This window comes from Xanthomonas sp. CFBP 8151 (assembly GCF_011761885.1).
GTDB lineage: Bacteria > Pseudomonadota > Gammaproteobacteria > Xanthomonadales > Xanthomonadaceae > Xanthomonas > Xanthomonas arboricola_B.
This window is the reverse complement of record NZ_JAASQZ010000002.1, coordinates 1,085,559-1,099,666: the sequence shown is the minus strand read 5'-3', so window position 1 is coordinate 1,099,666 and position 14,108 is coordinate 1,085,559. Positions and strand designations below refer to the sequence as shown.

Sequence of the window (14,108 nt, the reverse complement as noted above, 5' to 3'; positions counted from 1 at the left end):
GGAGAGGGGGATGGGGGAGGCGTCAGGATAGTGCATAGCGGCATGCACCATATTGGTGCATTATGAAATTGGTTAGCACATTAAGGGTGCTAATTAGCCGTGAGCGACCTCAAGCGATGCGAGCAAAATCAACAACTTGTGAAGATGCAGCGTTTGGCATGGTCCCTGCTGTAGTTCGCTCACGAGCCACTTAACTCCTGCAGAGGTTTCTTCCGATGTCCGTGGAAAATGTTGAAAAGCTGATCAAGGACAACAAGGTCGAGTTTGTCGACCTGCGCTTCGTCGATATGCGTGGTGTACAGCAGCACATCACCTTTCCGGCCAACATCATCGAGCCGGCGCTGTTCGAAGAAGGCAAGATGTTCGACGGCAGCTCAATCGCGGGTTGGAAGGGCATCAACGAGTCGGACATGGTCCTGCTCCCGGACGCCGGCACTGCGTATCTGGATCCGTTCTTCGCCGATCCGACCATCGTGCTGACCTGCGACATCCTCGATCCGGCCACCATGCAGAGCTATGAGCGCGACCCGCGCGGCATCGCCAAGCGCGCCGAGGCCTACCTGAAGTCCTCCGGCACCGCTGACCAGGCGTTCTTCGGCCCTGAGCCGGAATTCTTCATCTTCGATTCGGTGCGCTTTGCCAACGACATGGGCCACACCTTCTTCCAGGTCGGCTCGGAAGAGGCTGCCTGGAACACCGGCGCCAAGTACGACGGCGGCAACAGCGGCTACCGTCCTGGCGTGAAGGGTGGCTACTTCCCGGTTCCGCCGACCGACACGCTGCACGACCTGCGCGCGGAGATGATCAAGACGCTGGAACAGGTCGGCATCGAGACCGAAGTGCACCACCACGAAGTGGCCACCGCCGGCCAGTGCGAGATCGGCACCAAGTTCAGCTCGCTGGTGCAGAAGGCCGACGAACTGCTGACGATGAAGTACATCATCAAGAACGTCGCCTACCGCAACGGCAAGACCGCAACCTTCATGCCCAAGCCCATCGTGGGCGACAACGGCTCGGGCATGCACGTGCACCAGTCGCTGACCAAGGGCGGCGTCAACCTGTTCTCCGGCGACGGTTACGGCGGCCTGTCGCAGATGGCGCTGTGGTACATCGGCGGCATCTTCAAGCACGCGCGTGCGATCAACGCCTTTTCCAACTCCGGCACCAACAGCTACAAGCGTCTGGTCCCGGGCTTCGAGGCGCCGGTCATGTTGGCCTATTCGGCCCGCAACCGTTCGGCCTCGTGCCGCATTCCGTGGGTCACCAACCCGAAGGCACGCCGTATCGAAATGCGCTTCCCCGATCCGTTGCAGTCCGGCTACCTGACCTTCACCGCACTGATGATGGCCGGCCTGGACGGCATCAAGAACCAGATCGACCCGGGCGCGCCGAGCGACAAGGACCTGTACGACCTGCCGCCGGAAGAAGAGAAGCTGATCCCGCAGGTCTGCTCCAGCCTGGATCAGGCGTTGGAAGCGCTGGACAAGGACCGCGAGTTCCTCAAGGCCGGCGGCGTGATGAGCGACGACTTCATCGACGGCTACATCGCGCTGAAGATGCAGGAAGTCACCAAGTTCCGTGCTGCGACCCACCCGTTGGAGTACCAGCTGTACTACGGCAACTGAGTTCCACCGCGGTGATGGCGGAGGCCCCCCCTCCCACCTCCGCCATCGCCGCACATGTTCGATCGGTCCACGGCATCGGCCGTGGATTGAAGGGGTATTGAGAGCGCACACAGTTCGCGGGGCGCGGGCCTGACCTCTCCCACGAGGCGGATGCATTGGCATCGGCCGAGGTCTGCGTCATCGCGAACGCGCGGATGCCGGGGTTGGCATCCAGGTGAATGACACCGCCGGGCGGCGCAATGCCGGCCGGTCTTTTCCACCATTCGGGGTATGCGCATGAAATTGATCACCGCCATCATCCGGCCGTTCAAGCTCGACGAGGTCCGCGAGGCCTTGTCCGCAGCAGGCGTGTCGGGCATCACCGTGACCGAGGTCAAGGGCTTCGGGCGCCAGAAGGGCCACACCGAGCTGTACCGCGGCGCCGAGTACGTCGTCGATTTCCTGCCCAAGATCAAGATCGAGACGGTGGTGACCGACGACCGGCTGGACGCAGTGGTCGAGGCGATCCAGAACGCCGCCGGCACCGGCAAGATCGGCGACGGCAAGATCTTCGTGACCGCGATCGAGCAAGTCGTGCGCATCCGCACCGGCGAGATCGGCGCCGATGCGCTCTGAGTTCCCCATCCCCGGAGTCCTTATGAAGACAGCCCTTTTCGCCGGGTGGAAAGCCCGGTTCTACAGTGTCTGCATGTTGATGCTGTTCAGCGCGCTGGTGGCGGGCGGCATGGGCAGCGCGCACGCGCAGTCCACCCCGCAGGTCACCCCGCTACCGACCGAGCCGGTCACCACCGAACCGCTGCCGTCGGCGCAGCCGCCCGCCGCACCGGTGGCCGCGGCCGAGTCCGCCCCGGTGGTGGAGAAGGGCGATGTCGCCTGGATGCTGACCTCCACGCTGCTGGTGCTGCTGATGGTGGTACCGGGCCTGGCGTTGTTCTACGGCGGCATGGTGCGCGCCAAGAACGTGTTGTCGGTGCTGATCCAGGTCGCCGTGGTGTTCTCGCTGCTCACCATCCTGTGGGTGGTGTATGGCTACAGCCTGGCGTTCTCCGGCGAAGGCCCATGGATCGGCAACCTGGACAAGGCGCTGCTCAAGGGCGTGACCATCGAAACGCTGGCGGCCACCTTCACCAAGGGCGTCAGCCTGCCGGAATACGTGTTCGTGGCGTTCCAGGCGACCTTTGCCGGCATCACCGGTGCACTGATCGTCGGCGCCTTCGCCGAACGCGCCAAGTTCGCCGCGGTGCTGCTGTTCTCGGTGATCTGGTTCACCTTCGGCTATCTGCCGCTGGCGCACATGGTCTGGGCCACCGGCGGTTACCTGTTCGGCCTGGGCGCGCTCGATTTTGCAGGCGGCACCGTGGTGCATATCAACGCCGGTATCGCCGGCCTGGTCGGCGCCTACTTTGTCGGCAAGCGTGCCGGCCTGGGGCGTGAGGCGATCAAGCCGCACAACGTGACCCTGACCTTCGTCGGTGCCTCGCTGCTGTGGGTGGGCTGGTTCGGCTTCAACGCCGGCTCCAACCTGGAAGCCAATGCCGGTGCGGCGCTGGCCTTCCTCAACACCTTGCTGGCCACCGCCGCTGCCATCCTGGGCTGGTCGCTGACCGAGAAGATCATCAAGGGCAAGTCGTCCGCCCTGGGCGTGGCCTCGGGCATGGTCGCCGGTCTGGTCGGCATCACCCCGGCCTGCGGCACGGTGGGTCCGTTCGGCGCGATCGTCATCGGCCTGGCTGCCGGCGTGCTGTGCGTGTGGGGCGTCACCGGCCTCAAGCGCCTGCTGGGCGCCGACGACAGCCTGGACGTGTTCGGCGTGCACGGCCTGGGCGGCATCATCGGCGCGATCCTGACCGGCGTGTTCTCGGCCGCTTCGCTGGGCGGCCAGAAGGGCGGCGATTACGACATGCTGCATCAGGTCGGCATCCAGGCGCTGGGCGTGGGTATCACCCTGGTCTGGATCGGCGTGGTCTCGGTGGTGGGCTTCCTGGTCGCCAAGCTGGTGTTCGGCCTGCGCGTCACCGAAGAAGCCGAGCGCGAGGGCCTGGATATCACCTCGCACGGCGAAGCGGCATACGAGTCCTGAGCATGCACACCCGCGGCCACGCTGCCGCGGGTGGCGCAACGACCCGGCCGGGAGAGCAGTGCCGGGTCCGTTTTCCCCGCTGCCGCGCTGGCGGCGGACCAACTGCCGAGGTGCCTGCATGACCAGCCCCACGCCTGTGACGGTCGGCGCGGATGCCCGCTGGATCGGTGCGACCTGCCGCCGTCCGGCCCCGAGTTCTTCCCTGCATGCTCGATTCTGCGCGTCACATGCGCAGGCCGATCGTGTTTGCACTAAATTGGTGCAATGCTGATGTCGTCCCTACTCCCGTCGCTGGACAGCCTGGGCACGCCGGTGGCCTGGACCGACCGCGAAGGTCGCGTGCTGGGCGTCAATCCCGCCTTCGCGCGCTGGCTTGGGGTCAGTGCGCGGCGCCTGGTCGATCAACCGTTGGCCGCGCTGGAAGTACAGGGCGATGCGCTCGCGCGTTTCCTGCTCAACGACGAGCGGGACGTGCTGCGCCTGCATCGGCTGGCACTGGGCCTGCCCAATGACGCACCGCGCTTTGCCGAAGGCTGGCTGTCGCGGCTGGACGACGGCGGCTGGCTGCTGGAAACCCATCCGGTCGACGAATTCCCCGCGCTGGATCCCACCCATGCGCTGCCCAACGCCTTGAGCGCCGCGCTCAAGGGCCTGGCGCACGAACTGCGCAATCCGTTGGCCGGGCTCAAGGGCGCGGCGCAGCTGCTGGCGCGGCGCTCGGCCGGGCGCGACGAAGACGAGCGCGAGCTGATCGAGTTGATCGGCACCGAGATCGAACGCCTCAACACCTTGCTCGAACGCCTGCTCTCGCCCACGCCGGCGCGCCCGCACGACCATCTCAACATCCACGTCGTGCTCGAACGCGTGCTGCGCCTGGCCGAGGCCGAGGGCGGCTGGTCGGTGCAGGTGCAGCGCGATTACGACCCCAGCATTCCCGAGATCCTCGGCGATGGCGACCGCCTGACCCAGGCGGTGTGGAATCTGGTGCGCAATGCGTTCCAGGCCGGCGCCACGCGGGTGACCCTGCGCACCCGCGTCGAGCACGGCCAGCGCATCCGCGACCGCGTGCATGCAATGTCGCTGCGGCTGGAGATCATCGACGACGGCGGTGGCGTGCCGGAGGAACTGGCCGAGCACCTGTTCCTGCCCCTGGTCAGCGGACGTGCCGAAGGCAGCGGGCTGGGTCTGGCGCTGGCCCAGCAGGTCTCGCGCGAACACCACGGCACGCTGACCTACCGCTCGCGGCCGGGGCATACCGTTTTCACCCTGCTGTTGCCCGAGCTGGCCGGCAATCACGACAAGGACCATCCGCATGGCTGAGGCCGCCGCCGCATCCCACCACATCTGGGTGGTCGACGACGACCGTTCGGTCCGCTTCGTGCTGTCCACCGCCTTGCGCGATGCCGGTTATGCCGTGGATGGCTTCGAGAGTGCCGCCGCCGCATTGCAGGCACTGGCCATGCGGCCTACGCCGGATCTGTTGTTCACCGACGTGCGCATGCCGGGCGAAGACGGCCTGAGCCTGCTCGACAAGCTCAAGTCCAGGCACCCGCAACTGCCGGTGATCGTGATGTCGGCCTATACCGATGTCGCCAGTACCGCCGGCGCCTTCCGCGGCGGCGCGCACGAGTTCCTGTCCAAGCCCTTCGATCTGGACGATGCGGTGGCCTTGGCCGCACGGGCGCTGCCGGATGCCGATGCCGGTGTCGAGGAGATCGTCGGGACTCCGTTGGCAGAAGGCTCGGCGGCGCTGATCGGCGACACCCCGGCGATGCAGGCGCTGTTCCGCGCGATCGGCCGGCTGGCCCAGGCACCGCTGTCGGTGCTGATCAACGGCGAGACCGGCACCGGCAAGGAACTGGTCGCGCGCGCGCTGCATAACGAATCGCCGCGCGCGCGCAAACCCTTCGTCGCGCTCAACACCGCCGCCATTCCGGCGGAACTGCTGGAAAGCGAATTGTTCGGCCACGAAACCGGCGCCTTCACCGGCGCCACCAAACGCCATATCGGCCGCTTCGAACAGGCCGACGGCGGCACGCTGTTTCTGGACGAAATCGGCGACATGCCGCTGCCGCTGCAGACCCGCCTGCTGCGCGTGCTGGCCGAGAACGAATTCTTCCGGGTCGGCGGGCGCGAGCTGATCCGCGTCGATGTACGCGTGATCGCCGCCACCCACCAGGACCTGGAGGCGCTGGTCGAGCAAGGCCGCTTCCGTGCCGACCTGTTGCATCGCCTGGACGTGGTGCGCCTGCAATTGCCGCCGCTGCGCGAACGCCGTGGCGATATCGCGCAACTGGCCGAGAATTTCCTGGCCATGGCCGGGCGCAAGCTCGACATGCTGCCCAAGCGGCTGTCCTCGGCCGCACTGGAACAACTCCGCCAATACGATTGGCCCGGCAACGTGCGCGAACTGGAAAACGTCTGCTGGCGCCTGGCGGCCCTGGCCACTGCCGACATCATCGACGTGGTCGACGTCGAATCGGCACTGGCGCGCGGCGGCCGCCGCCAGCGTGCCGGCCGCGGCGACGGGCAATGGGACGAGATGCTCTCCAGCTGGGCCGCGCAACGCCTGAGCGAAGGCGCCCAGGGCCTGCACGCCGAAGCCCGCGAACGCCTGGACAAGACCCTGCTCGAAGCCGCCCTGCAACTCACCCAGGGCCGCCGTGCCGAAGCCGCCGCCCGATTGGGGCTGGGCCGCAACACCGTCACCCGCAAACTCGGCCCGGGGCGCAAGCGCCGCTGATCTGGGTCCAAGCCCCTCTCCTATGGGAGAGGAGGGTGAGGGTCCCTGTGCCGATGAAAGCGCTACTGCACGCGCAGCTATTCCAACGATGCCTTGATCGCGCCGAGGCTGCCTGACATTGCCCGCGGCAAGCGTTGATGCGTGGCACGCCGCCGCATCCCGTGCCGTCGATGACGCCAGCGCAGCCCTGACATGCCGACGCCATCGTCCAGGCAGCTTGCGCACCGTGGCTGGCACCTCGCACAACATCTAACAACCCGACTCACCACACCAACCCCGTAAACTCCTGTGCTGCCAGCGGTTGCATTTCATGACATGTGAACATGCGCCCGCATAGGTTTTCAGCCTGATCAGGAGAACAGCTCGATGCGTTACCGGTCGTCCACGATCGTTGCCCTTACCGCACTGGCGCTGGCCGCCTGCAGCAGCACGCCCCCGCCGCCCCCGCCACCACCCCCGGCGGCGCGGGTGGTGCCCGTGCGTCCAGTCCAGCAGGCCGAGGCGGCGCTGGCATCGGCGTCGGGCAGTCTGGTCAGCGGTCGGGTGGTGCTGGTCCCCGCGCTGCAGGGCATCCGCATCACCGGCACGGTCGGTGGCCTGCGTCCGGGCGGCGTGGCCGGCTTCCATGTGCACGAACGGGGCGACTGCAGCGCCGCCGATGCCAGCAGCGCCGGTGCGCATTTCAATCCGGCCGGTGCGGCGCACGGACGTGCCGGCAGTGCTCCCCACCACGCCGGCGACATGGACAATCTGCGTGCCGATGCCGAAGGTGTCGCGCATCTGGACATGATCGTTGCCGGTATCACCCTCGGCGATGCCGCACCCACCGACGTGGTCGGCAAGTCGCTGGTCGTGCATGCCGATGCCGACGATTACCGCAGCCAACCCAGCGGCAATGCCGGCGCACGCCTGGCCTGCGGCGTCATCCGCGTCACCCAGTGGCGCACACCCCCTTCGCAGCCCTGAGTCGGGGCACCCCTGGCTGCAGCTGCGGCCTTTCTACAGGAGTTTTTTCATGCGCATTCTTCCAACGACATTGTTCCTTGCCACCGCGCTGGCGCTGACCGCGTGCAAGCGCGACGAACCCGCACCGGCCGACCCTGCACCCGCACCGCAGGCCGGTGCAGCGGCCGAAGCGGCGCATGGCGGCGAGCACGCCGCGTCCATGGTCACCGAAGCGGCGGCCACCACCACCGCAACCGCCGAGCTCAAGCCGACCAAGGGCAGCGATGTCAAAGGCACGGTGAGCTTCAAGATCGTCGACGGCGCGCTGCGTGTCACCGGCCAGCTCAGTGGCCTCAAGCCCGGCAGCGAACACGGCTTCCATATCCACGAGAAGGGCGATTGCAGCGCACCGGACGGCAGCAGCGCCGGCGGACACTTCAATCCGGCCCAATCCGATCACGGCGCCGTCAGTGCCGACCCGCACCACGGCGGCGACATGCCCAACATCAAGGCCGATGCGCAGGGCAATGCCAGCGTCGACGGCCCGGTGTCGAGCAACGTCAATCTCGGCAAGGCCGACCAGTTCGATATCGCCGGCCACGCGGTGATCGTGCATGCCGATGCGGACGACTACAAGACCCAGCCCACCGGCAACGCCGGCGGCCGTCTGGCCTGCGGCGTGATCACCACCGACAACGCGCCGGCTGCAGCCAGGTAAGCAGGGCAAGTCAGCGGCCAGGCCAAACGCCGCGGTGATCGATCACCGCGGCGTTGTTGTTCCTGTGCTGCGGTGGGAGCGATCCGGTCATGCGGTGCGGCATGCTCAATGCTTCCTGTTCGCACGCATCGAAGTGCCGGGCGCCGTGGGCACCGCGTCATCAGCGATTCAATAGTTCGGCCACAGCCCCGGCGTTGCCAGCTCCAGCAGATGCGCATCCGGATCGCGGAAGTACAGGCTCTGCCCGCCGCCCGGCCACTGGGTGCGGCCTTCGATGGGCACATCGCAGGCCTGCAGATGTGCCTCCCATCCGGCCAACGCATCGGCGGCGATGGCCAGTGCGTAATGTGCCCGCCCGCTGCCATCGTGCGGCGGAATCGTGCCGCCCGGCAGCGTGACGGTGGTGGCGGTGCTGCCTTGCAGGAACAGCAGCAGCACCTGCCCGGGGGCGATTGCATACGCGGCCATGCGCGCGTCGCGGTACATGGCTGCCAGTCCCAGCACGCGGACATAGAACGCGCAGGCGCGTTCCAGATCTGCCACATACACGCCGGTTTCCAAGACGCCCTGCAACGCCGGCGCCGTGGAAGCCGGCGCCTGACTCACGCGGCCAATGCCAGGCGCGGATCCTGGCCCGGTTCCACGTGCACGTACAGCACGGGCAGGCCATGCGCTTCCAGCACTGCGGCCATCTGCCGCTGACGCGACAGATACTGCTCGTACACCCCGCGCAGGCGCTCGCAATTGTCGCGGTCGTGCGCGTAGTAATCGCACCAGCCGGCCGGGTCGAACAGCGCGATGCGCACTTCGCCATCGACGTAGCGCAGCACCGGCTCAGGCGGCTGTTCCAGCCACTCTTCGGACTGCGGCGCCAGCAGGGCGGCTTCGATCAGCGGCCACAACGGGGCCAGGCCCTGGTTGTCGTACTGCATCGAAATCATTGCGGCCAGATCGTTCGCGGTGAGATACCGCGCATGTTCGATGCGTGCGCCGAAGCTTTCCTGCGCCAGCAGCGCGGTATCGGCCTGCGCCATGCCCTGGGCCAGCAGCACGTCTTCCATCGCATCGGCCACCGTCGTCACGATCTGCGGATCGCCGGAGAGCAGGAACGGCAGCACGCGCAGGCCGCCACCGGTCAGCTGCGGGTCGGCCTGGAAGGGCAGGGGAATCTCGCCCTGCGCATCGGCGCCGAACGCCAGCACGCGCGGGCCCTGATCGCGCCCGGGCGCACGCGCATGCAGCTCCTCCAGCCGGCGATGCAGCGGCCAGCCGGGCCGCAGCGCCTCGGCCGGGTCGAAGTGCGCCATCGCCACGCTGAGCTCGAGCTCGCGGACCTCGGGGATCCACTGCGCCAGGTCGCGGCCGATGCGTTCGGCCAGCATGCCGGCCTGTTCCGGCGCCAGGGCGCCGCGCTCGGGGACGGTGCCGCCCGTCAATTCCAGCGCCATCACACCCATGGCGGTCACGCCGTGTTCGGTCTTGCTCATGATTCGCGGTTGGCCCATCACGGGGTCGAAGCTACACTGCGGCCATTATGCCTGCCGGCCCTGTGCAGGCCATGTCCCCGAGTCCTCCATGCCAGGTCAACCGATGCCCGCAGCCCGTCCCGTCGCCATTCTGGGCGGCGTTCGTATCCCGTTCTGTCGTCAGAACACCGCTTACGCGGACGTGGGCAACCTGGGCATGTCGGTGCGCACGCTGGGCGCACTGGTCGAGCGCTTCGGGCTGCACGGGCAGCAACTGGGCGAAGTGGCGATGGGAGCGGTGATCAAGCACTCCTCGGACTGGAACCTGGCCCGCGAAGCGGCGCTGTCGTCCGGGCTGTCGCCGCTGACGCCGGGCATCACCTTGCAGCGCGCCTGCGGCACCAGCCTGGACTCGGTGATCACCATCGCCAACAAGATCGCGCTGGGCCAGATCGATTCGGGCATCGGCGGCGGCTCGGACACCACTTCGGAAGTACCCATCGTCTACGGCAAGAAGCTGCGCGCGCGGTTGATGGCCGCCAACCGCGCCAAGGCCACCGGCGACAAGCTCAAGGCCCTGCTGCGCGGCTTCAAGCTCAGCGAGCTCAAACCCGAGTTCCCAGGCGTGGCCGAGCCGCGCACCGGCAAGAGCATGGGCGACCACTGCGAGGACATGGCCAAGGAATGGAACATCTCGCGCGATTCGCAGGACGAATGGGCGGTGTCCTCGCATCACAAGCTGGCCGCCGCCTATGAGCGCGGCTTCTTCGACACGCTGATCGCGCCGTTCCGCGGCGTCTCGCGCGACAACATCCTGCGCGCCGACACCTCGCTGGAAAAGCTGGCCACGCTGCGCCCTGCTTTCGACAAGACCTCCGGCCGCGGCACGCTGACTGCGGCCAATTCCACCCCGCTCACCGATGGTGCGGCCGCGGTGCTGCTGTCCAGCGAGGCCTGGGCGCTGGCGCATGGCCACACGCCGATGGCCTACCTGCGCGATGCGCAGGTGTCTGCGGTGGATTTCGTGCATGGCGAAGGCCTGTTGATGGCGCCGACCATTGCGGTGCCGCAGATGCTGGCGCGCCAGGGCCTGACCCTGCAGGACTTCGACATCTACGAAATCCACGAGGCCTTCGCCGCCCAGGTGCTGTGCACGCTGCGCGCCTGGGAAAGCGAGGATTACTGCCGCAATCGCCTGGGGCTGGAGGCGCCGCTCGGCCGTATCGACCCGGACAAGATCAACCCGCTGGGCTCGTCGCTGGCCACCGGTCACCCCTTCGCCGCCACTGGCGCGCGCGTGGTGGCCACCGCCGCCAAGCAACTGGAAGAACGCGGCGGCGGGCGTGCGTTGATTTCCATCTGCACCGCCGGCGGCATGGGCGTGGTGGCCATCGTCGAGCGCTGACGCTGCTGCGCAGCGTGGGATTGGGCATTCGGGATAGGGCATTCGCAAGGCGGAAGCGGACCCCTGGTTTTTACAAATCCCGAATCCCGAATCCCGAATCCCGAATCCCGAATCCCCAACCTGCAAGGACGCATGGATGTCGAACGTTGATTCACGCCAACCCCCTACGCTTTATCTGCCTCCGGCGCACGGCGCCGTGTGGCGCGAGGGCGACGTGCTGGTGTGCACGCCAGGCGCCGATCTGCCGCCACGTTGCGTCAAGTGCAATGCGCCGGCGGACATCTCGCCGCGCCGCTACATCTTTCATTGGCATCACCCGGCGATCTATCTGGCCCTATTGATGGGGGTGCTGCCGTATCTGATCCTGGCCATCGTGCTGCGCAAGCGCAGTGCGCACGTGCTGAGCCTGTGCGCGCGGCATGAGCGCCGCCGCGTGCGTTGTGTCGCCATCGCGATGGCGTCGATCGTGCCGTTGCTGGTGGGGGTGCTGTGGATCGATGGCGCGACCGGCTTGCTGACCGGTGCCGGTGCGATGGCGGCGATGCTGTTGATCGGCAGGCGCTGTTCGCGCGTGTTGTCGGCGCAATCGGTCGATCACGAGCAGGCGCGTTATCTCGGTGCCTGTGAGGCGTTTTTGCGCGCATTGCCGGCGCCGCCCCGGCGATCGCGCGATTGGTGATTTGCGCTGCTGTGTTTGCAGATGCTGTCGTAACGTCCGCGCGGTGCCGTCCCTGCAGGCGTGATGACAGGCCGGCAAGCGTTGCCGGTAGCGCTTTTGCTCGGATCTAGAAAACCAAGAGCCCCGGACATGCCGGGGCCCTTGGTGAATCCGCGCATCGCTCCAGGAGCGATCAGAGGTCAGATCAAAGCACGCGATCGTCCGGTGCGAGCGGATCGGCCGGCGGCGTTGCATACGCCGACACGATCGGCCCGCGCAGCGACTGCTGCGGCAAGCCCTCGTGCACCGGCTCGCCCCGCGCGGCGCGCAGGGCGTTGGCATAGCAGTGCTGCGCGGACAGCAGATCGCCCGCGGCAGCAAAGCCGTGGCCGAGTTCTTCCCAGGCTTCGCTGCCCGCACCATTGGCCACCGCGCGATGCAGAAACTCTTCGGCCTGCGACCACTGCTGCTGGTGACGTGCCAGGCGTGCCAGGGTCAGCAACAGGCCCGGGCTGTCCGGGTACTGGGTCAGCCAACGCTGCGCACTGGCGCGGCGCGAATCGTATTTTTCCAGCGGCAGCACGCCATACAGGCGCACCAGCGACTCGTCCCACTGCGTATCCAGCGCCTGTTCCAGGCTATGCACCGCTGCATCGTCCCAGTGCAGCACTGCCGCGCGCTGTGCGTAGGCACCCACCACCGCGGGATAGGTACGCAGCGGTTTGGGCAGCGCTTCCCAGCGTTCGGCCAGGGCATTGGCATCGCCTGCCTGCAACAGCGTCTGCTCGGCCAGCGTGGCTTCCAGTGCGCTGTAGGCCTCCGGTGCCAGTACCGCCTGCTGGCGCAATGCCCCCAGCTGACCGTAGGCCTCGTCGGCGCGACCGATCTGCGCCAAAGCATGCGTGCGCAGCAGCAAGCCGCGCGCCGGCAGCGGTTGCGCATCGGCACTGTCGAGCGCATTGATCGCCTCGACCGGGCGTTGCCGCGCCAGATGCCGCTCGCCTTGCAGCAACGCATGCGCGGTGGGATCGCGCTCGGCCAATTGCTGGGCCAGCGCGTTCGCCGCCACCTCATCGCCGCGTGCATCGGCGACCCGCACCGCACTGGCCAGGGCGATGCCGCTGACGTCCGCATCCTCGCTGGCGTTGACCAACAGGCGCTCGGCACGCTGCCATTGGCCGTGATCGGCTGCGCGCAGGCCTTCGATCAGGCGGGCGCGGCCCTTCTTGCGGCGGTACTTGCCCCAGACCCGGAACGGCAGGCTGACCAGCGTCCAAACCAGCCACAGCACCAACAGCGCGATGACCAGAATCAGCAGCGCCTGCGGCATGGCGGCGCGATAGTCGTTGCCGCCGACGCTGACCACCACATTGCCCAGGTCGTAACTGGTCTGATGCGACAGCCATTGCGCACCGAGCACGCCCAGCGCCACGGCAACCAACAGGATCAAGACGGTACGCAACACTTTCATTGGATGGATCTCCCTTCACGCATGGCCTGCAGTTGCAGCAGGGTGGTGCCCAGTTCCGGCAGGCGCGGACGCAGTGGCGCTTGTTGCAGCGTGCGCAGGCGCGTGCGTGCCTGGCGACGTTGTGGCGAATCCGGCCACAGCCGGCTGGTCCAGGTGTCCACGCGCCGCAGCGATTGCACAAAGCCGGCGACATCGCCGCGCTCGGCCGCAGCGCGGGCCAGGCTGACTTCGATCTGCAAGGCGTCGCGCGCGGCGTGGCGGTCGCCGCCGGTCAGCAGCGCATCGCCACGGCTGGGACGGATGTCCACCAGCGGTGCGAGTGCTTTCTGCCACCACGGCTGCGCCGCTTCGCTGTCTTTTGCGGTCTGTTCGGGCAGGCGCAGCAGGTCGCCGGCCAACTGATCCAGGGCTTGACCGGCCTGCGCCTGCGGACCGGCACCGAGGCGATCCAGTGCGTCGCGTTCCTGCACCAGCGCCTGGCGCAGATTGAGATAGCCGGGATCGTCGATGCCATTGAGTGCGGCATTGGCCAGTGCGTAGGCGCGGCGGGCACCGTCGGCGTCGCCGGCAATGCTCAGCCGCTGCTGGCCAAGCCGCAGCATCAGCTCCACCTCATCGAGCCGCAGCGCCTGCGCACCGTGGCGATTGGTGTCGGCGAGCCTTTGTACGGTGTCTTCGAGCAAGGCACTGCGCTGGCTCAGACCAAGCATCTCGTCGCGCAGCACGCGGTTGGTGGCTGCCGCGTCCGCCAGGCGTTCGTTGGCCAGGCGTTGGTCGCGGCGCAGCGTCTCCAGCATCTGCTGCGTGCCGTCCCAGCGCTGCTGCTGCGCCTCGGCCGCCTGCAGCTGCGCGCCTTGATAGTCCTGCCATGCGCGCCAGCCGAGGAGCAGCGCCACGCCCACGGCGACCAGCGCGACGACGAGCAGCAGCCATGCCAGGGGAAAGCGTCGCGTGGTAGCGGGCATTTCGGTCATTCGTCCATCCTCGCGCGGTCACG

Annotated in this window: 13 protein-coding genes; 9 read left to right on the top strand and 4 right to left on the bottom strand. The window is 67.4% G+C overall.

Annotated features, from left to right (window positions below; translation table 11 throughout):
* Nucleotides 1-215 precede the first annotated feature (215 nt).
* The 7 genes from glnA to FHT08_RS12690 all read left to right on the top strand — a co-directional run bounded on the left by glnA (nucleotide 216) and on the right by FHT08_RS12690 (nucleotide 8,111).
* Nucleotides 216-1,625, top strand: coding sequence for a type I glutamate--ammonia ligase (glnA, locus tag FHT08_RS12720; RefSeq protein ID WP_016903411.1), 1,410 nt, complete (start codon nucleotides 216-218; stop codon nucleotides 1,623-1,625).
* A 276-nt stretch (nucleotides 1,626-1,901) separates the two neighbouring features.
* Nucleotides 1,902-2,240 carry a P-II family nitrogen regulator gene (locus FHT08_RS12715; protein WP_002808480.1) on the top strand — a complete coding sequence of 113 codons (339 nt, stop codon included), beginning with the start codon at nucleotides 1,902-1,904 and terminating at the stop codon, nucleotides 2,238-2,240.
* A gap of 22 nt (nucleotides 2,241-2,262) precedes the next feature.
* Nucleotides 2,263-3,705, top strand: coding sequence for an ammonium transporter (locus FHT08_RS12710; RefSeq protein WP_166775273.1), 1,443 nt, complete (start codon nucleotides 2,263-2,265; stop codon nucleotides 3,703-3,705).
* Nucleotides 3,706-3,969: 264 nt separating this feature from the next.
* Entirely contained in the window at nucleotides 3,970-5,025 is a 1,056-nt protein-coding gene (locus FHT08_RS12705) for an ATP-binding protein (RefSeq protein ID WP_166775272.1), read from the top strand.
* The gene (gene ntrC, locus FHT08_RS12700; protein ID WP_104606682.1) at nucleotides 5,018-6,448 is read left to right on the top strand and encodes a nitrogen regulation protein NR(I); all 1,431 of its coding nucleotides are present in this window, start codon (nucleotides 5,018-5,020) and stop codon (nucleotides 6,446-6,448) included. Before FHT08_RS12705 ends, ntrC begins: the two co-directional genes overlap by 8 nt.
* 366 nt (nucleotides 6,449-6,814) lie before the next feature.
* On the top strand, nucleotides 6,815-7,414 hold the full coding sequence (locus tag FHT08_RS12695) for a superoxide dismutase family protein (protein WP_166775271.1): 600 nt from the start codon (nucleotides 6,815-6,817) through the stop codon (nucleotides 7,412-7,414).
* A gap of 49 nt (nucleotides 7,415-7,463) precedes the next feature.
* Nucleotides 7,464-8,111, top strand: a complete 648-nt coding sequence (locus tag FHT08_RS12690; protein WP_166775270.1) for a superoxide dismutase family protein — start codon at nucleotides 7,464-7,466, stop codon at nucleotides 8,109-8,111.
* Nucleotides 8,112-8,279: 168 nt separating this feature from the next.
* Here FHT08_RS12690 and FHT08_RS12685 read toward each other — a convergent pair whose 3' ends face one another.
* Nucleotides 8,280-8,717, bottom strand: coding sequence for a VOC family protein (locus FHT08_RS12685; RefSeq protein WP_104606684.1), 438 nt, complete (start codon nucleotides 8,715-8,717; stop codon nucleotides 8,280-8,282).
* On the bottom strand, nucleotides 8,714-9,598 hold the full coding sequence (locus tag FHT08_RS12680; RefSeq protein WP_166775269.1) for a hypothetical protein: 885 nt from the start codon (nucleotides 9,596-9,598) through the stop codon (nucleotides 8,714-8,716). Before FHT08_RS12680 ends, FHT08_RS12685 begins: the two co-directional genes overlap by 4 nt.
* 88 nt (nucleotides 9,599-9,686) lie before the next feature.
* On the opposite strand from FHT08_RS12680, the gene FHT08_RS12675 reads away from it, so the two are divergent.
* The gene (locus FHT08_RS12675; RefSeq protein ID WP_104538939.1) at nucleotides 9,687-10,982 is read left to right on the top strand and encodes an acetyl-CoA C-acetyltransferase; all 1,296 of its coding nucleotides are present in this window, start codon (nucleotides 9,687-9,689) and stop codon (nucleotides 10,980-10,982) included.
* 136 nt (nucleotides 10,983-11,118) lie between these two features.
* On the top strand, nucleotides 11,119-11,661 hold the full coding sequence (locus FHT08_RS12670) for a hypothetical protein (protein WP_104538938.1): 543 nt from the start codon (nucleotides 11,119-11,121) through the stop codon (nucleotides 11,659-11,661).
* Between the two features lie 184 nt (nucleotides 11,662-11,845).
* On the opposite strand, the gene FHT08_RS12665 is transcribed toward FHT08_RS12670, so the two are convergent.
* Together FHT08_RS12665 and FHT08_RS12660 are read right to left on the bottom strand one after the other, a co-directional pair.
* Nucleotides 11,846-13,111 carry a heme biosynthesis HemY N-terminal domain-containing protein gene (locus tag FHT08_RS12665; RefSeq protein WP_166775268.1) on the bottom strand — a complete coding sequence of 422 codons (1,266 nt, stop codon included), beginning with the start codon at nucleotides 13,109-13,111 and terminating at the stop codon, nucleotides 11,846-11,848.
* Nucleotides 13,108-14,085 carry a uroporphyrinogen-III C-methyltransferase gene (locus FHT08_RS12660; RefSeq protein WP_047124537.1) on the bottom strand — a complete coding sequence of 326 codons (978 nt, stop codon included), beginning with the start codon at nucleotides 14,083-14,085 and terminating at the stop codon, nucleotides 13,108-13,110. The genes FHT08_RS12665 and FHT08_RS12660 overlap by 4 nt, the downstream gene beginning before the upstream one ends.
* Nucleotides 14,086-14,108 lie beyond the last annotated feature (23 nt).